Origin of the sequence: Nocardioides sp. NPDC127503 (assembly GCF_040302165.1) — a bacterium.
In the GTDB taxonomy this organism is placed as follows: Bacteria; Actinomycetota; Actinomycetes; order Propionibacteriales; family Nocardioidaceae; genus Nocardioides.
Genome location: NZ_JBEORH010000001.1, coordinates 236,250 through 258,792, shown reverse-complemented (window position 1 = coordinate 258,792; position 22,543 = coordinate 236,250). Strand labels below are relative to the sequence as shown.

Below are 22,543 nucleotides of genomic sequence, written 5' to 3'. Positions count from 1 at the left end.
GGTGGTCACGACGAATCGGGCTGCGTGCGTCTTCCCATCCGGACTTTAACCGTCGGTCCAAGATTCACACTTGGTCAACCGATGACTGGCTGCCATCGGGTCGCGGACTTCTGAACCCCACAATCTGTAGAGGGATCCAGTCACCGCCGGCTCGGAATTTCACCGACCCCAGAGCACGCGAGCACAAGCTCGTCTACGACCAGTGTGCCACACACGTGGCACGACACCGGATCAGGCGTCGACTGCTGAGACGGCCTTGCCGCGCAGCGCGTTGACCATCGCATCCGGGTCGGCGGCCGAGTAGACGGCCGAGCCGGCGACGAAGACGTCGGCCCCCGCCTCGGCGCAGCGCTCGATGGTCTCGAGCGAGACCCCGCCGTCGACCTGCAGCCAGGTCTCGACACCGTGCTTGTCCATCAGCGAACGGGTCCGGCGGATCTTGGGCAGCACCAGGTCGAGGAACTTCTGCCCGCCGAACCCAGGCTCGACGGTCATCAGCAGCACCATGTCGAGCTCGGCCAGCATGTCCTCGTACGGCTCGATCGGGGTCACCGGCTTGAGCGCCATCGAGGCCCGGGCGCCCTTGGCGCGGATCTCGCGGGCCAGCCGGACCGGCGCCTTGGTTGCCTCGACGTGGAAGGTCACCGAACCGCAACCGGCCTCGACGTAGGCCGGGGCCTCGCGGTCGGCGTTCTCGATCATCAGATGCGCATCGAGCGGCACGGACGTGGACCGCGCCAGCGCCTCGATCATCGCCGGTCCGAAGGTCAGGTTGGGCACGAAGTGGTTGTCCATCACGTCGACGTGCACCCAGTCGGCGCTGGGAATCCGGGCAACCTCGGCCCCGAGGGCGGCGAAGTCGGCGTTCAGGATGGACGGAGTGATCTGGATGTGGCCCACGGAAGGCACCCTAGATGACCCCGAGGGGTCAGAGGGCAGCCAGGTCGGCGTACGTCATGCCCTCGAGCGTGTCGCGGAAGACCCGGCGCTCGCCAGGGGCGACGGGGACGTGGTTCTCGACCACCAGGACGGTGCAGCCGGCGGCCTCGGCGGAGCGGGCTCCGGTGTTGGAGTCCTCGACCGCGATGGTGTCTTCGGCGGCGACCCCGAGCGCGGCGGCCGCGGTGAGGTAGGGCTCGGGGTGGGGCTTGCCGTTGCGGACCATGTCGCCGGTGACGATCACCTTGAAGGTGCCCTCCGGGAGCTGCTGGAGGATGGGGCCGACGAACCGGGCGTACGACATCGTCACCAGCGCGCACGGCACGCCCTGCTCGAACAGGTCGGTGAGCAGCTCGCGTGCTCCCGGCCGCCACGGGACCTCACGCTCGACCTGCTCGACCACGCCGTCGAGAAGCATCTCGACGATCTCCTCGGGCTCGTGCGGAAGACCCATGCCCTCCTTGACCAGCCGCGCCGACTCGATCAGCGCGTTGCCGACCAGCTCCATCGCCTGTTCCTCGGACCAGGTAGCCCCGAAGCGCTCGGCGATGGCGTACTCCGCGGCGATCCAGTAGGGCTCGGTGTCGACCAGGGTGCCGTCCATGTCCATCAGGATCGCAGCCGGGAAGGGACCGGACGAGCTGCTCTGTGCCTGGTTGGTGTTCAGCGGAGCCTCCGTGGAGCGAGATCGGGTCGCGTGCGCGGGACCAACCTTAGGCCCGCCCAGTGGAGGGCGTCAGAGAAGGTCGGCGATCAGCCCGGCGGCGCGATCGGCGCCGTCTGTCTCGACCGGTCGGCTGTGGTTGTTGCGGCCGATCTCGTCGGCGATCGCTCGCGCGAGCTTCTCGGGGGTGACTTCGTCGTACTCGAGACAGCGGCCGGCGCCGTACTGCTCGAGCCGGTGGCGTACGTGGATGTTCTGTTCGAAGTGGTGGCGCAACGGCACGTAGATGAACGGCGTGCCGGCGGCGGTCAGCTCCATCGTGGTGGTCAGCCCGCCCTGCACGACGGCAAGGTCGCAGGCGCCGAGTAACCGGTAGAGGTCGGGGACGAAGCCGCGCACCTCGATTCCGGGGCGCGCTCGGACGACGCTGGCGTCCAGGCGAGGTCCCGTCACGACGATCATCCGCAGGCCCGGCACGGCTGCGCGGGCGGCGTCGTACGCGTCTTCAACCCGACGGAGCAGGTGGCCGCCGACGCCGGACCCGCCGACGGTGACCACGCAGACCCGCTCGTCAGGTCGCCAGCCGAGCTCCCGTCTCAGCCGCGCCCTATCGGCGATCGAACCCGGGTCGATCCCGGTGACGTAGCCGCTGAAGTCGTAGTGCTGCCGGGTCCAGGCGGAGATCTCAGGCAGATCGTCGCCGAAGCACCCGGGCACGACGTCCTCGGGGTTTCCGACGAAGATCGCGCGGTCGCGCAGCCGGGGATGGCGCTCCACGTGCTCGAGCATCTCGGCGTTGTGGTCGGCGATGACGAATCGTGCCCGCTCGTTGTCGTCGGGCATCGGGAGGAAGCCGACGAAGTCGGTGAGCCACGCGTAGCCGAAGCGCTTCAGCTCGGGGTTCTCGTGGAGGAAATGGTCGATGTCCCAGGCCTCGTCACCGACGACGAGGTCGTAGTGCTCGTCGCGGACGACGTCGTCGAAGACCATGAAGTTGTTGACGAGGACCTCGTCCATGCGCCGGATCGCCTCGAAAGCGTGCAGGTCGTGCTCGCCCGACTCCTCCTCGATGTGCCGCGACTCGTTGGCGAGCCACCTGCTGGCTGGGTGGACCCGCTCGCCGGCCGCCTCGAGGACCCGGGTCACCGGGTGCTGGGCGAGCCAGTCGACCTGGATGTCCTCGTGACGCTCCCGGATCGCCTGCGCGATCGCGACGTCACGGCGGGCGTGACCCAGCCCGATCGGCGAGGAGAGGTAGAGAACCTTCTTCGGCCGGCGGGACGCGCGGACCCAGGTGCGGCTCACCGTCGGCGCGGGGTGGACCGCGTCCGTGAAGTCCTTGATCAGGTGATTGATCTTGACGGGGTCGCGGCCCACCGGGCCGTGCCCGCTGCCCTCGAGCAGCACCAGCGATCCCCCGGTGAGCTCGACGAGGCGCTCGCTGATCGCGACCGGTCGGATCTGGTCGTCGGTCCCGTGGATCGCAAGTACCGGGCACCGGACGCGGCCACAGATCTCCTCGACCGAGGCGCACGTCACCCCGTCGCACCCTAGCCTTGCCGCCGTGGAGTCGGCGACGACCTGCGGCGTCGTCTCGTGCGCCCAGGCGATGCAGTCCTCGATCTGTTTGGTCGAGTGCGGCTCGGGGAACATCTTGGCGAAGAAGAACTCGAGGAAATCGTCGTAGCCGCCCTCGAGCCAGTAGTTCCGGTTGTACTTCGCCCATCCGTCCGTGGTGTCGAGGCGGGCGTCCCAGACGAAGGCGTCCCGCTCCTGGACGATCGGGAAACCGCAGGCCGCCCCGATCGCGACCAGTCCGGCGACCCGGTCCGGGTGGTCCGCGGCAAGGTGCAGGCTCCACGCGACCCCGCACGACAGCCCCACGACGACGGCACGGTCGGTGCCGGTGGCGTCCAGGACGGCGAGGGCGTCCGCGGCGTACGCCTCGTTCGTGTACGCCGCGGCGCCTTCCGGCCGGTCGGACCGGCCATTGCCACGCCCGTCGAAGGTCACGACGCGGAAGTGGCGCGCCAGGTAGCCGACCTGCGCCTTCCAGGAACGGGAGTGGATGATCGTCCATGTCGGCATCAGCAGGATGGTGCGGTCGCGCGAGCCGGCGGTCGCTGCACCGTAGACCTCGTAGTAGACCTTGACACCGTCTGTCTCCACGTAGCCATCGGCGTCGGGCTTGCGTGCCCTCATGGCTCCAGTGTCCTCCGGTCGGGCCGGTCGCACCGGACTTTCGGCCGGGGAACGAAGCGCGGGAGCCGTCTCGGTCACGGCCGGACCTCGTAGACACGGTTGAACGGGGTCTCGGACACGCTCTCGAACCGGGTGAACCCCGCGGCGATCGTCACGTCGCGGATCCGGGCCGGGCCAGCCTGGGTGCCCAGCGCGAGCCCGACGTCCTGGGCGAGAGAGCTCGGTGTGCAGAGCAGCGTCGAGAACCCGTAGTAGGTGCGGCCGACCGGGTGCAGGTTGTCCTCGACATGGTCGCCGGCGATGGGCTCGACGACCATCCAGGTGCCGTCCTCGGCGAGGGACTCCCGGACGTGCCGCGCCGCGCCGACCGGGTCACCCATGTCGTGCAGGCAGTCGAACATGGTGACCAGGTCATAGTCGCTCCCGTCGAAAGCGGAAGCCTGGGCGACCTCGAACTTCACCCGGTCCGCGACGCCCGCGGCCGCTGCGCGCTCTCGCGCGGTCGCGATCGACGCGTCGTGGTAGTCCCATCCGACAAAGCGGGAGTTGGGGAAGGCCTGCGCCATCAGGATCGTCGAGGCGCCGTGGCCGCAGCCCACGTCGGCAACCGTCGCTCCGCGTCCGAGCTTCTCCACGACACCGTCGAGCGCGGGAAGCCACTCGGCGATCAGGTGGGCGTTGTAGCTCGGGCGGAAGAACCGCTCGCAGCCGACGTGAACGTCGGCGTCGTGCTCGTGCCATCCGTAGCCGCCGCCGTTGCGCGCGGCTTCGAGGATGTGCGAGGCGTCGTGGACGGTGCCGAGCGCGATCTGGAACATGCCGGGCAGGAAGGCCGGGCTGTCCTCGACGGTCAGCGCCACCGCGTGCTCCCGCGGCAGCGTGTACCGGCCGGTGGCCGGGTCGTAGGTCACGTAGGAGCCGGCGGCCTGGGCATTGAGCCACTCGCGGGCGTACGGCTCGCCGGTGGCGGTCCGCACGGCGAGCTCGGTCGGCGTGCTCGGCCCGTTTGCCGCGAGGTCGCGGTAGTAGCCCAGCTTGTCGCCCATCACCACCAGAGCGGCGTTGAGCGTGGCTCCGACCTCGTCCACCGCTCGGAAGACGAAGGCCATCAGCTTGTCCATGTCGATCTCGACCTCGTTCGTGCCCGGGGTCATGGCGTCATCAGTAGTGGTCATGACGGGAACGCTAGGAACGCCCGGCACGTCCCCGCGTCAGGTGCCCCACCTAGTCGCTCTGGCTACCCAGGACCAGGTAGGGCGCTGTTCAGTCGCGGGGTCGGCGCGGGTGCCCGCTCCTAGACTTCCCGCGTGCTCATCGGACGAGAGGCGGAGCAGCGGGTCGTGGACCAGCTCTTCGCCGGTGCGAGGATCGGCCGCGGTGGCGCGCTCGCGATCACAGGCGAGCCGGGCGTCGGCAAGACCGCGCTGCTCGACGACGCGCTAGACCGCCTGGAGGGCGTCCACGTCCTGCGCGCAACCGGTACGGAGGCAGAGCAGGACCTCGCGTTCGCCGGGCTCCACCTCCTGCTCCGTCCGGCGTTCCACCTCATCGACGCGCTTCCAGATCCGCAGGCAGCAGCACTGAGCCGCGCACTCGCCCTCGAGGCGGGGACCGCCGGCGACCGGTTCGCCATCGGCGCAGCGACCCTCGCGCTGCTGTGCCGGTACGCCGAGCACGCGCCCATCGGTGTCGTCGTCGACGACCTGCAATGGCTCGACCGACCGTCTGCGGAGGCTCTCGCCTTCGCCGCCCGCCGGCTCGACGCGGACCCCGCCGTCGTCCTGCTCGCCGGCCGATCCGGAGCTTGCGAGGGCCTCCTCGACGGCCTCGATGTACTGGAGCTGTCAGGACTGGACCCGGCGGCGTCCGACGACCTCGTGCGCTCTCTGGAGGTCACGCCACCGACCGAGGAGCAGGTGGCCCGGCTGTTCGCCGCGACCGGTGGCAACCCTCTCGCCCTTCTCGAGCTCGGCCGCAACATCGAGTTCCTCGATGACCGGGCCCCGGGGCTCCCGCCCGCGCTGCCCGCCACCCTCGCGGCCGCGTTCTCCCGGCGGCTGGCGGAGCTCGACCAGGGATCCCGGACCGCTCTGCTCGCTGCCGTGGTCGCCAACGGTGACCTCCACCATACGGGCGAAGTCTGCAAGCGGCTCGGTCTCGACGTCTCCGCCCTCGGTCCCGCCGAGCGGGCCGGGCTGGTCGTCGTGACAAGCAGCCGCATCGACGTACGACACCCGCTCGTCCGCGCGGCCGTCTACGCAGAGGCCGACGAGACTCTCCGTCGGGTCGTCCACCTCGCCGTGGCCGACCTGCTGCCGGACGACGCGGAGCGACGGGCGTGGCACCTGGCCGAGGCCACCTGGGGTCCCGACCCGGAGGTATCGGGCCTGCTCGAAGCCGCCGCCGACAGCGCGAGCGCCCGCACGGCGTACACCGTCGCGAGCACCGCCTACGAGCGTGCGGCGCGGCTGAGCACGGACACCGACCGGTGGCACCTCCTGTTGTGCGAGGCTGCCGAGGCAGCGTGGAGCGGAGGCCTCCACGACCGAGCGGTCGCCCTGCTCGACGAGATCGAGACCCGGCCCGTCCCGGACGGCACCCGCTCGCGCACCCTCCGTATTCGGGCTCAGATCGCGGCGCGAAGCGGGTCGGTCGCCGACGCGGTCCGCATCCTCGAGGGCGCGGCGCCCGACGCTCCCACGCCCGACGACGCCGTGTTCCTCCTTGCCGAGGCGCTGCACGCCGCCTTCTACCTGGCCGACGCCGCGGTGTCGACGCGCATCGCCACGAAACTGCTGGACGCGGTCCCAGCCGCCGAACTGCCGCGCGCTCGCGCGATCGGGCTCGCCGCGGCGGGGATGTCCAAGGTGCTCAGCGGCGACGGCGGGTTGGAGGAGATCCAGATGGCGGTCCCGCTGCTGGCCGCGCACGCCGACCCGGTCGAGCACCCCGAGGCGCTGCCGTGGCTGCTGACGACACCGTTGTTTCTCCGCGATGCACAGACCGGTGCCGACCTCCGCCGGATCGTCGACGAGGTGCGCTCCCGCATGGGCGTCGGCCTGCTGCCCAACGTGCTGTTCCACGTCGCCCGCGACCAGGCGACATCGACTGCCTGGTCCCGAGCCGCGGCCAACTACGAGGAGGCGATCCGGCTTGCTCGGGAGACGGGTCAGGGTACCGACCTCGCGATGTCCCTCGCCGGACTGGCGTGGCTCGAGTCCCGACGGGGTCGGAGCGACGCTTGTCGGGAGCACGCGACCGAGGCGGTCTCTCTGTGCGTCGAGCGGGGCATCCGGATGGGCGAGGCCTGGTGCCTCTATGCCATCGGCGACCTCGAGCTCGCGGAGGGCGACCCCCGAGCCGCCACGAAGACGTTCATCGACCTCTCGCGACGGCTCGACGAATGGGGCATCGCCGATCCCGACCTCTCCCCCGGCGCGGAGCTGGTCGATGCCCTGCTCCGTCTCGGTCGGCCCGCCGACGCAGAGGCCGAGGCCCGGCGGTACGCGGCCGCAGCACGCACGAAGGGTCGACCCTGGTCGGTCGCGCGGGCGCACCGGGCGTTGGGAACCGTGGCGGACCAGCGATCCTTCGACGCGCACTTCGAGACGGCCATCGAAGGTCACGCTGACACCCGTGACCTTTTCGAGGCCGCACGGACCCACCTCGCGTACGGCGGCCGACTCCGCCGCGCGGGGCGCCGCGTCGACGCCCGCGCACAGCTTCGCACCGCGCTCGAGTCCTTCGACGACCTCGGGGCCGATCCGTGGGCCCGGACCACCGCGGCCGAGCTGGAAGCGACAGGCGAGAAGGTGGCGCGACGGGAGGCGTCGGGAGCGGCGTCCCTGACACCGCAGGAACTGCAGGTGTCGCTGCTCCTCGCCGAGGGCCGCACCACTCGCGAGACCGCGGCCGCGCTCTTCCTCAGCCCGAAGACCGTCGAGTACCACCTGCGGAAGGTCTATACGAAGCTGGACATCCACTCCCGCGCCGAGCTTGCCGAGCAGCTCCTCGGCTCGTGAGGGTCACTCTTGACCCTGCGTCGCCTCGACGACGGCCATGGTGCAACGAGAGACGCAGACGAGTTTTCCGTCCTCGTTGCTGATCCGGACCTCCCAGACCTGAGATCGACGACCGAGGGCGACCGGCCGTGCCACGCCGGTCACCCATCCCGAGCTCACCGGCCGTACGTGGTTGGCATTGATCTCCATTCCGAAACACATGGCCTGGTCGGGGTCGACGACCAGGGCTGCAGCCCAGCTCGCCAAGGTCTCCGCCAGGACGACCGATGCGCCGCCGTGCAGGACACCGAAGGGCTGTCGGGTGCGCCCATCGACCGGCATTCGGGCGGTCAGGTGGTCGTCACCGACCTCGAGGAACTCGATACCGAGATGTCCGATCAGCGTCGCGGCCGACAGTTCGCTCATGAACACGAGCGAGGGAGGGGTGGACCAGATGCCGGCGAGGCGCTGTGACAATTGCGTCATGGTTCGAAACTCCTACTGTTGAGAATTTGCATGAGGAGCCCACCGTGACGGTCCGAGGTGCGTGATCGCATCAGGTGACCACCCTGGTGAAGACAGCACAGGGTCAGCGGACGTACTCGTCATAGGTCCGTTGGCCACGGAACGGGGCGACGTGCTGGGCGATGATCCCGACGGGGACGGTCTCGCGCTTGAGGACGCCGTACTCCTCGGGCCAGCTGCCGTCGCGCGGCAGCTTGAAGGAGCCCATCAGCATGTCGATCACCGGCAGGTGGATGGCGTAGTTGCGGTCCCAGTAGTCGAGGTGCCGGGCGTGGTGCCAGTGGTGGTAGCGCGGCAGCACGATCAGATACTCGAGAAAGCCGAATCGGATGCCGAGGTTGGCGTGGGCGACGACCGCCTGGATGCCGACCAGCACGGCGTACGCGTTGACGACCGAGGTCGAGAAGCCCAGGAACAGCAGCGGCAGCAGCACGATGCTGCGGGTCAGCACGGTCTCGACGAAGTGCACCCGGGATCCGGCCAGCCAGTCGAGCTCGGGGCTGGAGTGGTGGACCGCGTGGAAGCGCCACAGCACCATGATCCGGTGGTAGCAGCGGTGCAGCACCGCCTGGGCCAGGTCGGCGAGGAAGACGGCGAGCAGAAAGGCCACGAGGAACGGCAGACCGTCGATCCAGGCCTGTACGCCCGGCACCTTCACCGACGAGACCACCAGCGACGTCGAGGTGGTGACCAGGATCAGGATGAGCTGGACGAGGACGTGGCTCATGAAGAAGTAGCAGGCGTCGGTGCGCCAGCCGGTTCGGAAGACCGGCACCGGGCGGCGCGCGAAGGCATGCTCGAGCGGGATGAAGACCAGCGCGGAGAAGAACAGGGCGAGCACGAACCAGTCGAGACCGAGCGAGAACGGCGTGTCCTCGACCCGACCGTCGAACGGGACATCGGTGCCACCGAGCAGCACCGCCGCGGTCGCCGTTCCGACGCCGATGAAGGCCATCCGCTTGTGCTGGTCGCGCAGCACCGCGATCGTGCCGGCGAAGAAGGCGGCCGCCAGGCCGACGAGCAGCAGCGTACGCGCGAAGTCCTCGGTGTAGACCGCGCGGAACTCACGGGTGGTCAGCAGCTCCGGGAAGTGGAAGCAGAGCACCGTCGCCAGGCTCAGGACGCCCAGGAAGCACGAGGCGGCCGGCGCGAACAGGTGATGGCGCAGCAGGGCGAAGCGCGGACGCCGGGTGGCGGTTTCGGTCTCAGTCTCGGTCTCGGTCTCGGGCATGGCAGCAGTCTGGCCGCCGGCCCACCTGCTGCGCCTGAGCCGGCGTACTCAATTCCGACGTCGACTCAGCCGACGGGTACGGCTGCGATGCGGTCGGTCCCGGCGTAGATGTTCATCGAGGAGCCGCGCAGGAAGCCGACCAGGGTCAGGCCGTTGTCGTCGGCCAGGTCGACGGCGAGCGAGGAGGGCGCCGAGACCGCGGCGAGCAGCGGGATGCCGGCCATCACGGCCTTCTGGACGAGCTCGAAGGAGGCCCGGCCGCTGACCATCAGCATGCTGTTGCGCAGCGGCACCAGACCTTCGCGCAGTGCGTGCCCGATGACCTTGTCGACCGCGTTGTGACGGCCGACGTCCTCGCGCACGCAGATCAGGTTGCCCTCCGCGTCGAAGAGCCCGGCCGCGTGCAGGCCGCCGGTGCTGTCGAAGACGCGCTGCGCCTCCCGCAGGCGCTCCGGAAGGGTGGTCAGGAGCTCGGGCGTGACCCGCAGGGTGTCCTCGGCGACCGACCAGGCCGAGGACGTACGCACCGCCTCGAGGGACGCCTTCCCGCACAGTCCGCACGAGGAGGTCGTGTAGAAGCTGCGCTCCAGGGAGGCGTCGGGTGGCGGGACGTGCGCGGCCAGGCCGACGTCGACCACGTTGTAGGTGTTGCCGCCGTCGGCGGTGGCGCCGGCGCAGTAGCGGACGCTCGCTACGTCGTCGGCGGAGTGCACGACGCCCTCGCTGACCAGGAAACCGATGGCGAGGTCGAAATCGCCTCCCGGAGTGCGCATCGTGACGGTCAGCGGTCGCCCGTTGACCCTGATCTCCATCGGCTCCTCCGCCGCCAGCGTGTCGGGCCGGCGCGAGATCACACCGTCGCGGATCCGCAGCACGGGCCGTCCAACTGTCACTCGTCCCATGTCAGCTCCTGTCGTGTGGTCTGTCGAGCCCTCGCGCGGATTCCGGCGTCGCAGCAGAAGCCCCGACTGGTCCGCTTGAGGCAGAGGAGCCCGACACAGCGCCCGTCCTCGACCACGGCCAGCCTGCCGCACCGGTTGCCGGTCATCCACACCCAGGTCTCCCACAGATCGGCGTCGGGGGCGACCGTACGGCCTCGCAGCGTGCCCATCGTCCCGGCCGGCCCGTCCCCGCTCGCGTCGACCTCGTGCGGTTCGATGACCGTGAGCAGCCGGCCGTCATCGACAACGAGCGCCGCGTGCACGTGGTCGTCGCGGAAGAGGTCGCGTACGTCGCGCCCGGTCGCCGTGGCAGGGAGCAGCTTCGGCCGGCGGACCATGGCTTCGGCCACGGTCGCCTCCCCGGACGCGTACGCAAGCCGGCCGCCGCCGAACTCGACCCCACCCTGGTTGCGGGTGGTCGACTCCTCGATCCTGCTGAGGGGCACCTGTCCTCTTCTCGTTCGCGCTGCCGGTCCTGATGAACACCACGGTACGCCGCGCCCGCCGCGCCCGCCGCGCCCTCTCATCAGCCGGGTGCCACCAGATGGGCCGTCGACTCGGCACGGGATCGCCCAGCCACGTACGATCTGCCTACCTACGACGGGTGCCGGAGGTTCCGTGAACGATATCCAGCTCAGCGACCTGAGCCTTGGACGCCATATCGCCCAGGGCTCGCAGGGCCGCATCATCGAGCTGGCCGACCACCCCGGGACGGTCGCGAAGCTGTACCGCACGCGCGAGCTCGGGCTGGTGGACGGCCGTGCACTGGCCGAGCTGGTGCGTATCCGTGGGCTGGTCGAGAGCGAGGGTCTGCAGGTCGACCACTTCGCCGCCTGGCCGCACACCGTCGTGCTCGACGGACTGCGCACGGCCGGCTTCCTGATGCAACGGGTCCACGAGCCGTTCCTGGCCGGGTTCGGTCCCGCCACCGCGCTGGCGGAGCTCGGCCTGCTCGTGGACACGGGCGACGTACGCAGCCCCGGGATCTACGAGCGGGTGCTGCTGATGCGGGCGCTGGCCGCGGTGATGGACGCGCTGCACCGGCAGGGGCTCGTCCTCGGCGACCTCTCGCCGCGCAACATCGCCTGGTCGGTGTCACCGATCCCCCGGGTGATGCTGCTCGACTGCGACGGGATCCGGCCGGCCGGCGAGGACGGCGTGCTCCCGCCCGCCGACACCCGCGGCTGGGAGGACCCCACCAACCTCGGTCTGCCGCCGACCGCGGACAGCGACCGCTTCAAGCTGGCTCTTACGATCGCGCGCGTGCTCACCGGCGACCGCAACGCCGCCCCCGGCCTCCGGCCCGATCTGACCTTCGCCGGCCAGGCCGGCATCCTGGTCGGCCCGCTGACCCGGCTGATGGACCAGGCTGCCGGCCCTCCCGGACTACGTCCCACCGCGTCACAATGGGCAACTGTCCTGGACGCACGCAGCCCCTGGGCCGGAGCCGCCCCGCCGGCACCCCCGGCGATGCCCTCCCGCGGCCCGTCTCCCAGCGGGGAGATCCTGCGCCCCTTCCGACGCTCGCGCTGATCCGGGACCTCAGGTCGCCGACCAGCCGGACCACCGGGTGACCTCGATGACGATCACCGGCCCGGTCGGCGACTGCTCGCGGTAGTCGGCGTACTTCGCGACCAGCGGGTCGAGGTCGTGGGTTGCGTGCACCCGCGCGATGCCGTCGGCGCGTGCCCACCACAGCTGCGACCAGTCGTCGTCGTAGGCGTCGACCAGGAGCGACACCGCCGGGTTCGCCGCGATGTCCTCGAGCCGCCGCAGCCGGGTGGTCGACTTGGGTTTGTGGTCGACCGCGGTGAGGATCACGTCGCCTGCCAGGGCGAACACGATCGGCACGATCCGGGGAGCGGCGTCGGCCGAGACCGTCGCCAGCCGCGCCACCCGGGCGCCGGCGAACCGCTCCCTGGCCCACTGCTCGTCGTGTCGCACCGTCCGAGCCTATCCGCGGTCGGCGAGGGCGGCCGGGAGACGGATACGGTGTCCCGCATGGCTCCCGACCTCCTCCCTCGTGCTGCCTGCTGAGGCCGAGCGGCTGCTCACCGTCGACCTGGTCGAGTGGCTGGCAGACCTGGTCGACCCGGCGCTGCTGAGGCAGGAGTCGCCGAAGGCACGGCTGCAGGGGCTGCGCAGCGCGGTCGTCCACCGGATCGGGGTCAACGAGGCCTCCGCGCTGCTGCACTTCCGCGACGGGCTCGAGCACAACCCGCTGCCCCTGCGCGACCAGGATGGGCTGCGCCTGGTGCTGGTCACGAGCCGCGGCGAGGACCTGGCCGTCGACGACGTGGAGTTCGCCGACTGGAGCCGCGACGACGACTGCCAGCGCTGCCGGACTGCGCTGGAGAGCTGGGCGCCGCCGGCCTTCGACAACGGTTCACGGATCACGTCTGTGGGTGGTCTGCACATCGCCTACGACCACGCCGATCGCGCCGGCATGGAGCCCGAGGAGCTCCTGGCCCGACTCCGTCCGGCGACCACCGAGGCCAACGCCGCCCTCGGCTCCTGGGACGCCTCGACGGTCGGCGCCTACTGGTACCCCGCCACCGAGACCTGGGCCCACGTCATCCCGCTCACCCTGGACCGGGCGCGCGACCCGGTGGCGGGCGTGCTCACCCGCCACCCGGACGGCTACCACCTCGTCACGATCCTGACGCGGCGTACGGCGTTCTGGAACGTGGTCAGCGTCGGTCAGGTCCCGCCGGCGTGGCTGGACAACCCCGAGGCTCAGTCCTCGGGGTCGTAGCCCAGGTTCGGGCTCAGCCAGCGCTCGGCTTCCTTCATCGTCCAACCCTTGCGACGGGCGTAGTCGGCGACCTGGTCCTGACCGATACGGCCGACGACGAAGTACTGCGAGTCGGGGTGGCCGTAGTAGAGGCCCGAGACCGACGCACCCGGCCACATCGCCATCGACTCGGTGAGCTCGATGCCGGTGTTCGCCTCGACGTCGAGGAGCGACCAGATCGTCTGCTTCTCGGTGTGGTCGGGGCAGGCCGGGTAGCCCGGAGCGGGGCGGATGCCGGAGTACTTCTCGGCGATCAGGTCCTCATTGGGAAGCTTGCCCTCGTCGGCGGCGTAGCCCCAGAACTCGGTGCGTACGCGCTCGTGGAGCCGCTCGGCGAAGGCTTCGGCGAGACGGTCGGCGAGGGCCTCCAGCAGGATCGCGGAGTAGTCGTCGAGGTCGTCCTTGAACGCCTTGACCCGGTCGGGCAGCCCGATCCCGGCGGTCACCGCGAAGGCGCCGACGTGGTCAGCCCCCTCGCCGACCGGCGCGACGAAGTCGGCCATCGACTTGTTGGAGATGCCGTCGCGGTGCTGGCCCTGCTGACGCAGCTGGAACAGCGTGGCGCGCTCCTCGGTGCGCGAGTCGTCGGCATAGACGACCACGTCCTCACCGGTCGAGTTGGCTGGGAAGAGGCCGTAGACGCCGCGGGCCTCGAGCCACTTCTCCTCGATGATCTTGTCGAGCATCTCCTGCGCGTCGTCGTAGAGCTTGCGCGCGGTCTCGCCGGTGGCCGGGTTGTTGAGGATGTCGGGGAAGCGCCCCTTCATCTCCCAGGCGTTGAAGAACGGCTGCCAGTCGATGTAGTCGCGCAGCTCCGCGATCGGATAGTCCAGCAGCGTGTGCACGCCCGGCTGCGCGGGCTCCGCCGGCAGCAACGAGTAGTCGATCTCGGGCTTGTTGGCCTTCGCCTTGGCGTACGTCAGGGACACCCGCTCGCGCCGCTCGGCGTGGCGCTCGCGGAGCGAGTCGTAGTCGACCTTGACCTCGGCCATCAGCTTCTCCCGCCGGCCTGCGTCGAGGAGGGCTGCCGCGGTCGGCACCGAGCGGGAGGCGTCCTTGACCCAGACGACGGGGCCGTCGTAGGCCTTGTCGATCTTGACCGCGGTGTGGGCCCGCGAGGTGGTGGCGCCGCCGATGAGCAGCGGCAGGTCGAGCCCGACGCGCTGCATCTCGGTGGCGAAGCCGACCATCTCGTCCAGCGACGGCGTGATCAGGCCGGAGAGGCCGATGATGTCGGCGTCGTGCTCCTTGGCGGCGTCGAGGATCTTTTGCGCCGGCACCATCACACCGAGGTCGATGACCTCGTAGTTGTTGCACTGCAGCACCACGCCGACGATGTTCTTGCCGATGTCGTGGACGTCGCCCTTGACCGTGGCCATCACGATGGTGCCGTTCTTGGTCTCGGCGTCGCCCGGCTTCTTCTCGGCCTCGATGAACGGGATCAGGTAGGCGACCGCCTTCTTCATCACCCGGGCGCTCTTGACCACCTGCGGCAGGAACATCTTGCCGGCACCGAACAGGTCGCCGACGACGTTCATGCCGTCCATCAGCGGCCCCTCGATGACCTCGATCGGGCGGCCACCACGAGCCGAGATCTCCGCGCGGAGCTCCTCGGTGTCGGCCTCGACGTACGCGTCCAGGCCCTTGACCAGCGCGTGGGTGATCCGCTCACCGACCGGCAGCTCGCGCCAGGCCTCGGCCTTGGCCTCCGCCTCGGGTGAGTCCTTGTTGTACTTCGAGGCGATCTCGAGCAGCCGCTCGGCGGCGTCGGGGCGCCGGTTGAGCACGACGTCCTCAATCCGGTCCCGCAGCTCGGAGTCGACCTCGGAGTAGGGCACCAGCGCGCCGGCGTTGACGATGCCCATGTCCAGGCCCGCCTCGATCGCGTGGTAGAGGAAGACCGCGTGGATCGCCTCGCGCACGGGGTTGTTGCCGCGGAAGGAGAAGCTCACGTTGGAGATGCCGCCGGAGACCTTCGCCCCGGGGAGGTTCTGCTTGATCCAGCGGACGGCCTCGATGAAGTCCACGCCGTACGTCGCGTGCTCCTCGATCCCGGTCGCGACCGCGAACACGTTGGGGTCGAAGATGATGTCGTCGGGCTCGAAGCCGACCTCGTCGACGAGGATCCGGTAGGCCCGCTCGCACACCGCGATCCGGCGCTCGTAGGAGTCGGCCTGGCCGTCCTCGTCGAAGGCCATCACGACCGCGGCGGCGCCGTAGCGCTTGCACAGCTCGGCGTGCTCGACGAAGGACTCCACGCCCTCCTTGAGCGAGATCGAGTTGACGATCGGCTTGCCCTGGACGAGCTTCAGACCGGCCTCGATGACCTCCCACTTGGAGGAGTCGATCATGATCGGAACCCGGGAGATGTCGGGCTCGGAGGCGACCAGGGTCAGGAAGCGGGTCATCGCCGCGACCCCGTCGATCATGCCCTCGTCCATGTTGACGTCGATGACCTGGGCGCCGTTCTCGACCTGCTGGGCGGCCACGGACAGCGCGGTGTCGAAGTCGCCCGCCTTGATCAGGTTGCGGAACTTCGCCGACCCGGTGATGTTGGTCCGCTCCCCGACGTTGACGAAGAGGCTCTCCTCCGTCACGGTGAACGGCTCCAGGCCGGAGAGCCGCAGCGCGGGCTCGACCTCGGGGACGTCGCGAGGCGCGACCCCCTCGACCTGCTTGGCGATCTCGGCGATGTGGGCCGGCGTCGTGCCGCAGCAGCCGCCGACCAGGTTCACGAACCCGGCGGTGGCGAACTCGTGGACATGGCCCGCGGTGTCGGAGGGGCCCTCGTCGTACTCGCCGAAGGCGTTCGGCAGCCCCGCGTTGGGGTAGCAGGAGACGAAGGCGTCCGCGACGCGGGCGAGTTCGGCGATGTAGGGGCGCATCTCCTGGGCGCCGAGCGCACAGTTGAGGCCGACCAGGAGCGGGTCGGCGTGGCGTACGGAATCCCAGAACGCCTCGGTGACCTGCCCCGACAGGGTGCGGCCGCTGGCGTCGGTGATCGTGCCGGAGATGACGACCGGCCAGCGGCGGCCGTACTCCTCGAAGACCTGCTGGACAGCGAAGATCGCCGCCTTGGCGTTGAGGGTGTCGAAGATCGTCTCGATGAAGATCAGGTCCGAGCCGCCCTCGAGGAGCGCGCGGGTCGCGTCGGCGTAGGCGTCGCGGAGCTGCTCGTAGGTGACGTTGCGGGCGCCGGGGTCGTTCACGTCCGGGCTGATGGAGGCCGTACGCGTCGTGGGGCCGAGCGCGCCGGCGACGTAGCGCGGCTTGTCGGGGGTCGAGTAGATGTCCGCGGCCGCACGAGCCAGGCGGGCCGCCTCGAAGTTGATCTCGTAGGCGAGGTCGGCCAGGTCGTAGTCGCTCAGCGAGACCGCGTTGGCATTGAACGTGTTGGTCTCGATGATGTCGGCGCCGGCCTCGAGATACTCGCGGTGGATGCCCTCGATGATCTGCGGCTGCGTCAGGTTGAGCAGGTCGTTGTTGCCGATGAGGTCGGTGGGCCAGTCCTTGAACCGCTCGCCGCGATAACCGGCCTCGTCGGGACGGTCACGTTGGATCGCAGTGCCCATCGCGCCGTCGAGCACCATGATCCGCTCCTTCAGGGTGGCGGTCAGGGTCTCGGTGACATCAGGGCGCAGACTCACTCTTGTTTCCTCTCCCGGGCGGGCACGGTGGTGTGCACGGCTTTGCCTGAAACACGCTACGGCGTAGGTGCGCAGGCCATGCCATTTCATTCCGAATCCTGACACTGGCAGTCCACCAGGTGGGAATTGAGAAGGTGTACGCAGGGTGAACGACGCCGACTCCCTGGTCTCGGTGACTAGGGTGGAGGTGTGATCGAGATCGAAGAGACCCGCGACCTGGTCGATCCTGTGGTGATCGCCGCGTTCGAGGGCTGGAACGACGCGGCCGATGCCGCCTCCGGCACGGTTGACCATCTGATGGACGTTTGGCACGCGCGGGTGGTGGCCGAGATCGATCCCGAGGACTTCTACGATTACCAGGTCAACCGGCCGGTCACCGGCACCGACGCGAACGGCTTCCGTTCCATCACCTGGCCCACCACCCAGATCGCCGTCTGCTCCCCGCCCGACCTGGACCGCGACATCATCCTGGTACGCGGCATCGAGCCCAACATGCGCTGGAAGCAGTTCGTCGGCGAGATCCTGGAGTGCGTCGACGAGCTCGGCGGCCAGCTCGTGGTGACCCTCGGCGCGCTCCTCGCCGACGCTCCGCACACCCGGCCGATCCCGGTCTCCGGCACCGCCACCGAGCCCGACCTCGTCGACCGCCTCAAGCTCGACTCGCCGTCCTACGAGGGGCCGACCGGCATCGTCGGCGTGCTCCAGGAGGCCTGCGTCCAGTCCGACATCCCCGCGGTCTCCTACTGGGCCGCGGTCCCCCACTACGTCGCCGCCCCGCCCTGCCCCAAGGCCACCCTCGCGATCATCAACAAGCTCGAGGACCTGCTGCAGTGCTCCATCCCCCTCGGCGACCTCCCCGAGGACGCCCGAGCCTGGGAGCGCGGCGTCAACGACCTCGCCGAGGAGGACGAGGACGTCTCCGACTACGTACGCTCCCTCGAGGAGGCCCGCGACACCGCCGACCTCCCCGAGGCCAGTGGCGACGCGATCGCCCGGGAGTTCGAGCGCTACCTCAAGCGGCGTACGGACGACTCGTAAGACCGGTTGCAGGGATACCCGGTTAACCGGGTATCCCTGCACTTCTCAGGCAATGCAACACCCGAGAAGTGCAGGAAAAGCCCGAGCGGTGTGACGCGTGTGGCCCTTGAGGCCGACGATCAGAGCTTGATGCCCAGCGCCGCGTCGACGATCTCGGAGATCGTCTCGCCGGCAAGAGCGTCCGAGGTCTCGGCGAGACCGCCCTCACCGAGGGTGGCGGCGACCCAGGCGTCGACGGCCTGGACCGCACGCGGGGCGTCGAGGTCGTCAGCCAGGGCACCGAGGATGGTCTCGACGACCGGCGCCGCGGGGGCGCCGCGGCCGAGGGCGACGGCCTTGCGCCACTCGGCGATCTTGTCGACGGCGTCGAAGAGCTTGGCGTCGGTCCACTCCCAGTCGTCGCGGTAGTGGTGGCCCAGCAGCACCAGCCGGATCGCCATCGGGTCGATCTCGGAGTTGCGCAGGGCGGAGACGAAGACCAGGTTGCCGCGCGACTTGGACATCTTGTGGCCGTCGTAGGCCACCATCCCGCCGTGGGTGTAGATCTCGGCGAAGTCCTTGCCGGCCGACCGCGCGTGCGAGCCGGACATCTCGTGGTGCGGGAAGACCAGGTCGGAGCCGCCGGCCTGGACAGTGAAGCCGGCGCCGAGGTGCTCCAGGGCGATCGCGGTGCACTCGATGTGCCAGCCGGGACGGCCGGGGCCGTACGGCGAGGGCCAGGCCGGCTCGCCCGGACGCTCGGCGCGCCACAGCAGCGGGTCGAGCGGGTCCTTCTTGCCGGCCCGCTCGGGGTCACCGCCTCGCTCACCGAAGAGCGCAATCATCTCCTCGCGCCCCAGGCGCGACTCCTCACCGAACGCGTCGTCGACGGCCACCGAGGCGTAGACGTCCTCGTCGACCTTGTAGATCGCGCCGGCCTCCTCGAGCTCGCCGATCAGCGAGAGCACCAGCGGGATCGACTCGACCGCGCCGATGTAGTGCTGCGGCGGCACGACCCGCAGCGCCTCCATGTCCTGCCGGAAGAGCTCGGTCTCGCGCTCGGCGAGCGCCTCCCACTCGATCCCGACCTTGTCGGCCCGCTCGAGCAGCGGGTCGTCGACGTCGGTCACGTTCTGGGTGTAGCCGACCTCGTAGCCGGCGTTGAGCCACGCCCGGTGGAGCAGGTCGAAGGCGACGTAGGTGTTGGCGTGGCCGATGTGGGTCGCGTCGTAGGGCGTGATGCCACATACGTACAGCGAACGCCGCCCCTGACCCTCAGTCGGGACGACCGCGTCCCGCTGATGGTCATAGAGCTGCACCTCGGGCCCGTTGACGGACAGTTCTGGGACTTCGGGTGCAGACCATGCGCGCATGGGTGCAGCCTACTTGGCGGGGACCACGTGTCTCAGAAGGGCGGCCACGGGATGACATGGCGGTCGTACTCCGGCCGCGGGAAGACCCCCTCGGCGAGCAGGGTCTCGCAGCGCCGGCCGAGCGCGTCGACCTCCCGACCCGTGAGGTACGCAGCCAGCTCCCGCCCCAACGAACCGACGAGCCCCGCGTGGACCGCCCGGATACCGGAGAGCTCCTCGTCGGAGAAGCCCTGCCCCCGCCATCCCCACAGGATGGTGCGCAGCTTCGGTTCCTCGTGGAAGGTCAGCCCGTGGTCGCATCCGTAACGGCGCCCACCCGAGATCGGCAGGACGTGACCGCCCTTGCGGTCGGCGTTGTTGGTGATCGCGTCGAAAACCGCCATCCGTCGCAGCCCGGGCGTGTCCTCGTGGGCCAGGGTGACGACCCGGTCCTGATCGTCGAAGCCGTCGAAGACCCGGAGGTAGCCGTCGGGCACCTCCCCCTCCGGCACGATGGTGACCGGCTCGAGGCTCTCGTCGGCGTGGACCCAGCGCTGAATCATCCCGGGACCGTGCGGCCCGTCACCGAGCCAGGTCTCGGGGACCACCGACCATCCCAGCGTCTCCGAGACGAGGTGGGCGGCGACCTCGCGGTGCGCGAGCTGCCCGTCGGGGAAGTCCCACAGCGGCCGCTCCCCCGCGATCGGCTTGTAGACCACCTCGGTCTCGCCGATGGTGGCCAGGAAGGTCGCGTTCGAGGCCGTCGTCAGCCGCCCGACGAGCTCCATGGCCCCGTCACTTTCGGGGGCAATGATTCGCTCGCTCATCGGCTCAGACCGGGTCGCGCCGCTTGAACCCGTTCGCCCGGACGCACAGGTGTCCCTCGGGATCGATCGGGTTGCCGCAGAACGGGCAGTTCGGGCGTCCGGCGCCCAGCACCGCCTCGGCCCGCTTGACGAAGGCACGGGCGTTGCGCGGGGCGATCCGCACCAGGAGCACCTCGTCGGGCTCCGGCTCGTCCAGCTCGATGGCAGCCACGGCGTCCTCGTCGACCAACTGGCCCGACTCGTCGACCTCGGCGATGATCTCGGTCTCGCTGATCGGGAAGACCTCGAGGACGACCTTGTCCTCGTCGGGATCCCAGGCCAGCGTCATCGTGCCCGCCCGGAACTCCTCCTCGATCGGCTGCTCCAACGGTCCGTTGTCGTCGAGGTCGAAGGGAGCGACCGCCGGCACCACGGCGGGCGCCGACTTCATCACCTCGTCGAGGAGCTCGTCGAGCCGTTCGGCGAGCACAGTGACCTGCTGCTTCTCCAGGGCCACGGAGACGACTCGCGCTCCCTCACGCGCCTGGAGGAAGAACGTACGCGCCCCGGGCTCGCCGACGGTGCCGACGACGAATCGCTCGGGCGGGTCGAAGGCGTGCATCACAGGCATGGTCAAACCTTATCCAGACCAGGCTCAGGACCCGAGCCACCGCCCACGACGGCGTCGTCGTTGCGCCGCCGCGACGACTTGCGCCCCTTCTTGGCGGCCTGCTTCGGCGCGAGCCAGGACAGGTCGCCGGCGTGGGTGTTCGTGGCCAGGACCGAGGGTCGCCCCTCGCCGTAGCGGATGACCGAGATCGAGGCCGGGTCGACGTGGAGCCGCTGGAAGAGGTCCAGGTGCATCCCGAGCGCGTCGGCCAGGATCGACTTGATCAGGTCGCCGTGGCTCACGCACAGCCAGACCGCCGAGTCTCCGTGCGCGGCCGTGACGGCGGCGTCGTGGCGGCGTACAGCCTCGACTCCTCTGGCCTGCATGGCAGCCATCGACTCGCCCCCGGGAAAGGTGACCGCAGAGGGCTGGGTCTGCACCGTCTTCCACAGCTTGCGACGTGCCAGCGTGGTGATCTTCTCCCCCTGCCACTCGCCGTAGTCGCACTCGGAGACGCCGTCCTCGACGACGACGGTGGGCTGCTCGGCGCGACCCTCCAGGATCACCGAGAGCGTCTGCTGGCAGCGCTCCATGGGGCTGGTCACCGCCAGCGCCAGCGGGACCGGCTCGATCCGCTCCGCGGCTCTGCTCGCCTGCTCCACGCCGCGCTCGTCCAGCCTCACCCCGGGAAGCCTGCCGGCCAGGGTTCCGGATGCGTTCGCCGTCGTACGGCCGTGTCTCACCAGGATCATCGTCGCCACGACTGGCGACCCTATCCATCCCGGTGAAGCCGGCCCACAATGCCGGGCAGCATGCCCTAACCTGACAACGTGATCGTCGACAGCGCTCTCTACCGCGGCGGCGCGCGCGACAGGATCGACTGCGCGCCCCACGACTACGCCACGCTCCGCAGCGGCGTGAAGGACGAGGGCGACTTCGTCTGGCTCGGGCTCTACCAGCCCAGTCAGTACGAGCTCGAGGAGGTGGCCGAGGCCTTCGGGCTGCATCCGCTCGCCGTCGAGGACGCGCTGACCGCCCACCAGCGGCCCAAGCTGGAGCGCTACGAGGGCGGGATGTTCCTGGTCGTGAAGACGCTTTGGTACGTCGACTCCGAGGACGCCGTCGAGACCGGCGAGGTCGCCTTCTTCATCGGCCCCGACTACGTGATCACGGTCCGCCACGGTCGCGGATCGCGGCTCGCGCCGGCCCGTGAGCTGCTGGAGACCAGCGACGAGCAGCTCCTCAACGAGGGTTCCTACTCGGCGGTCCACGCGGTGGTCGACTACATCGTGGACGGCTACGTGGACGTCGCCAACGAGCTCACCAAGGACGTCGACGAGGTCGAGACCTCCGTCTTCTCCGACGAGCGCACCCACGACTCGGCCCGGATCTACCGGCTCCGCCGGGAGATCGCGGAGGTACGCCGCGCGGTGATGCCGCTGCGCGAGCCGGTGCGCCGCTTCGCCAACGGCGAGGGCGGGATCGACCCGGATCTGCGCCCGTACTTCCGCGACGTCCTCGACCATCTCGCCTCGATCGTGGAGGCGATCGAGAACCTAGAGACGTTGCTGTCCTCTGCCTTCGAGGCCCATCTGGCGCAGATCTCGTTGCAGCAGAACGACGACATGCGCAAGATCTCGGCGGGCGCGGCGATGATCGTCGTGCCGACCCTCATCGCCGGGATCTATGGGATGAACTTCACCTACATGCCCGAGCTCGACTGGAGGTTCGGCTACCCATTCGCGCTGCTGCTCATGGGCGGCGTGATCACCGGCATGTGGATCTTCTTCCGGAAGTCGGGCTGGTTCTGACCG

At 69.7% G+C, this 22,543-nt stretch carries 19 protein-coding genes and 1 riboswitch; of the genes, 5 read left to right on the top strand and 14 right to left on the bottom strand.

Annotation, left to right across the window (positions count from 1 at the left end; genetic code table 11):
• Positions 1-20: 20 nt before the first annotated feature.
• Positions 21-181: riboswitch (FMN riboswitch) on the bottom strand.
• 50 nt (positions 182-231) lie between these two features.
• The 4 genes from rpe to ABTW65_RS01240 form a co-directional block, all read right to left on the bottom strand.
• On the bottom strand, positions 232-900 hold the full coding sequence (rpe, locus tag ABTW65_RS01255) for a ribulose-phosphate 3-epimerase (RefSeq protein WP_350657963.1): 669 nt from the start codon (positions 898-900) through the stop codon (positions 232-234).
• A gap of 28 nt (positions 901-928) precedes the next feature.
• Positions 929-1,549, bottom strand: coding sequence for an HAD family hydrolase (locus ABTW65_RS01250; protein WP_350657962.1), 621 nt, complete (start codon positions 1,547-1,549; stop codon positions 929-931).
• 126 nt (positions 1,550-1,675) lie between these two features.
• Positions 1,676-3,805, bottom strand: a complete 2,130-nt coding sequence (locus tag ABTW65_RS01245) for an alpha/beta fold hydrolase (RefSeq protein WP_350657961.1) — start codon at positions 3,803-3,805, stop codon at positions 1,676-1,678.
• A gap of 74 nt (positions 3,806-3,879) precedes the next feature.
• Positions 3,880-4,980: a class I SAM-dependent methyltransferase gene (locus tag ABTW65_RS01240; protein ID WP_350657960.1), complete on the bottom strand. Its 1,101-nt coding sequence runs from the start codon at positions 4,978-4,980 to the stop codon at positions 3,880-3,882.
• 132 nt (positions 4,981-5,112) lie between these two features.
• Between ABTW65_RS01240 and ABTW65_RS01235 the strand changes: the two genes are divergently transcribed.
• Positions 5,113-7,827 (top strand): ATP-binding protein, encoded by a 2,715-nt coding sequence (locus ABTW65_RS01235; RefSeq protein ID WP_350657959.1) that lies wholly within the window; start codon positions 5,113-5,115, stop codon positions 7,825-7,827.
• Positions 7,828-7,830: 3 nt separating this feature from the next.
• On the opposite strand, the gene ABTW65_RS01230 is transcribed toward ABTW65_RS01235, so the two are convergent.
• The 4 genes from ABTW65_RS01230 to ABTW65_RS01215 all read right to left on the bottom strand — a co-directional run bounded on the left by ABTW65_RS01230 (position 7,831) and on the right by ABTW65_RS01215 (position 10,949).
• A complete protein-coding gene (locus tag ABTW65_RS01230) occupies positions 7,831-8,292 on the bottom strand; it encodes a hotdog fold thioesterase (protein WP_350657958.1) in 462 nt (153 codons plus the stop codon).
• Positions 8,293-8,395: 103 nt separating this feature from the next.
• On the bottom strand, positions 8,396-9,562 hold the full coding sequence (locus tag ABTW65_RS01225) for a sterol desaturase family protein (RefSeq protein WP_350657957.1): 1,167 nt from the start codon (positions 9,560-9,562) through the stop codon (positions 8,396-8,398).
• A 65-nt stretch (positions 9,563-9,627) separates the two neighbouring features.
• Positions 9,628-10,464 (bottom strand): formate dehydrogenase accessory sulfurtransferase FdhD, encoded by an 837-nt coding sequence (fdhD, locus tag ABTW65_RS01220; protein ID WP_350657956.1) that lies wholly within the window; start codon positions 10,462-10,464, stop codon positions 9,628-9,630.
• Complete coding sequence (locus ABTW65_RS01215; RefSeq protein WP_350657955.1) at positions 10,452-10,949, bottom strand: CBS domain-containing protein; 498 nt, start codon at positions 10,947-10,949, stop codon at positions 10,452-10,454. The genes fdhD and ABTW65_RS01215 overlap by 13 nt, the downstream gene beginning before the upstream one ends.
• Before the next feature lie 172 nt (positions 10,950-11,121).
• On the opposite strand from ABTW65_RS01215, the gene ABTW65_RS01210 reads away from it, so the two are divergent.
• Positions 11,122-12,036, top strand: coding sequence for a hypothetical protein (locus ABTW65_RS01210; RefSeq protein WP_350657953.1), 915 nt, complete (start codon positions 11,122-11,124; stop codon positions 12,034-12,036).
• Positions 12,037-12,045: 9 nt separating this feature from the next.
• Here ABTW65_RS01210 and ABTW65_RS01205 read toward each other — a convergent pair whose 3' ends face one another.
• Complete coding sequence (locus ABTW65_RS01205; RefSeq protein WP_350657952.1) at positions 12,046-12,447, bottom strand: TIGR03668 family PPOX class F420-dependent oxidoreductase; 402 nt, start codon at positions 12,445-12,447, stop codon at positions 12,046-12,048.
• 79 nt (positions 12,448-12,526) lie between these two features.
• Between ABTW65_RS01205 and ABTW65_RS01200 the strand changes: the two genes are divergently transcribed.
• Positions 12,527-13,258, top strand: coding sequence for a hypothetical protein (locus ABTW65_RS01200; protein WP_350657951.1), 732 nt, complete (start codon positions 12,527-12,529; stop codon positions 13,256-13,258).
• On the opposite strand, the gene metH is transcribed toward ABTW65_RS01200, so the two are convergent.
• Positions 13,240-16,944 (bottom strand): methionine synthase, encoded by a 3,705-nt coding sequence (gene metH, locus ABTW65_RS01195; protein WP_350657950.1) that lies wholly within the window; start codon positions 16,942-16,944, stop codon positions 13,240-13,242. The genes ABTW65_RS01200 and metH overlap by 19 nt on opposite strands.
• Before the next feature lie 189 nt (positions 16,945-17,133).
• Here metH and ABTW65_RS01190 point away from each other — a divergent pair, with 189 nt between their 5' ends.
• Positions 17,134-17,982 (top strand): PAC2 family protein, encoded by an 849-nt coding sequence (locus ABTW65_RS01190; RefSeq protein WP_350657949.1) that lies wholly within the window; start codon positions 17,134-17,136, stop codon positions 17,980-17,982.
• 119 nt (positions 17,983-18,101) lie between these two features.
• Here the strand turns inward: ABTW65_RS01190 and mshC are convergent, their stop codons facing one another.
• Genes mshC through ABTW65_RS01170 form a run of 4 tightly spaced genes read right to left on the bottom strand, consistent with a single transcriptional unit; the run spans position 18,102 to position 21,481 of the window.
• A complete protein-coding gene (gene mshC, locus ABTW65_RS01185) occupies positions 18,102-19,334 on the bottom strand; it encodes a cysteine--1-D-myo-inosityl 2-amino-2-deoxy-alpha-D-glucopyranoside ligase (RefSeq protein WP_350657948.1) in 1,233 nt (410 codons plus the stop codon).
• Positions 19,335-19,366: 32 nt separating this feature from the next.
• Positions 19,367-20,140 (bottom strand): SCO1664 family protein, encoded by a 774-nt coding sequence (locus ABTW65_RS01180; RefSeq protein WP_350657947.1) that lies wholly within the window; start codon positions 20,138-20,140, stop codon positions 19,367-19,369.
• Between the two features lie 4 nt (positions 20,141-20,144).
• Positions 20,145-20,750 carry a DUF3090 domain-containing protein gene (locus ABTW65_RS01175; protein ID WP_350657946.1) on the bottom strand — a complete coding sequence of 202 codons (606 nt, stop codon included), beginning with the start codon at positions 20,748-20,750 and terminating at the stop codon, positions 20,145-20,147.
• 2 nt (positions 20,751-20,752) lie between these two features.
• A complete protein-coding gene (locus ABTW65_RS01170) occupies positions 20,753-21,481 on the bottom strand; it encodes a histidine phosphatase family protein (RefSeq protein WP_502890540.1) in 729 nt (242 codons plus the stop codon).
• A gap of 78 nt (positions 21,482-21,559) precedes the next feature.
• On the opposite strand from ABTW65_RS01170, the gene corA reads away from it, so the two are divergent.
• Positions 21,560-22,540 carry a magnesium/cobalt transporter CorA gene (gene corA, locus ABTW65_RS01165; protein WP_350657944.1) on the top strand — a complete coding sequence of 327 codons (981 nt, stop codon included), beginning with the start codon at positions 21,560-21,562 and terminating at the stop codon, positions 22,538-22,540.
• Positions 22,541-22,543 lie beyond the last annotated feature (3 nt).

What these genes read in the sequence shown, in the direction of transcription:
- ABTW65_RS01250 (WP_350657962.1), bottom strand. Translation starts at nt 1,549, where the DNA reads ATGGACATGGACGGCACCCTGGTCGACACCGAGCCCTACTGGATCGCC.
- ABTW65_RS01245 (WP_350657961.1), bottom strand. Translation starts at nt 3,805, where the DNA reads ATGAGGGCACGCAAGCCCGACGCCGATGGCTACGTGGAGACAGACGGT.
- ABTW65_RS01240 (WP_350657960.1), bottom strand. Translation starts at nt 4,980, where the DNA reads ATGACCACTACTGATGACGCCATGACCCCGGGCACGAACGAGGTCGAG.
- ABTW65_RS01230 (WP_350657958.1), bottom strand. Translation starts at nt 8,292, where the DNA reads ATGACGCAATTGTCACAGCGCCTCGCCGGCATCTGGTCCACCCCTCCC.
- ABTW65_RS01225 (WP_350657957.1), bottom strand. Translation starts at nt 9,562, where the DNA reads ATGCCCGAGACCGAGACCGAGACTGAGACCGAAACCGCCACCCGGCGT.
- fdhD (WP_350657956.1), bottom strand. Translation starts at nt 10,464, where the DNA reads ATGGGACGAGTGACAGTTGGACGGCCCGTGCTGCGGATCCGCGACGGT.
- mshC (WP_350657948.1), bottom strand. Translation starts at nt 19,334, where the DNA reads ATGCGCGCATGGTCTGCACCCGAAGTCCCAGAACTGTCCGTCAACGGG.
- ABTW65_RS01180 (WP_350657947.1), bottom strand. Translation starts at nt 20,140, where the DNA reads ATGAGCGAGCGAATCATTGCCCCCGAAAGTGACGGGGCCATGGAGCTC.
- ABTW65_RS01175 (WP_350657946.1), bottom strand. Translation starts at nt 20,750, where the DNA reads ATGCCTGTGATGCACGCCTTCGACCCGCCCGAGCGATTCGTCGTCGGC.
- ABTW65_RS01170 (WP_502890540.1), bottom strand. Translation starts at nt 21,481, where the DNA reads ATGATCCTGGTGAGACACGGCCGTACGACGGCGAACGCATCCGGAACC.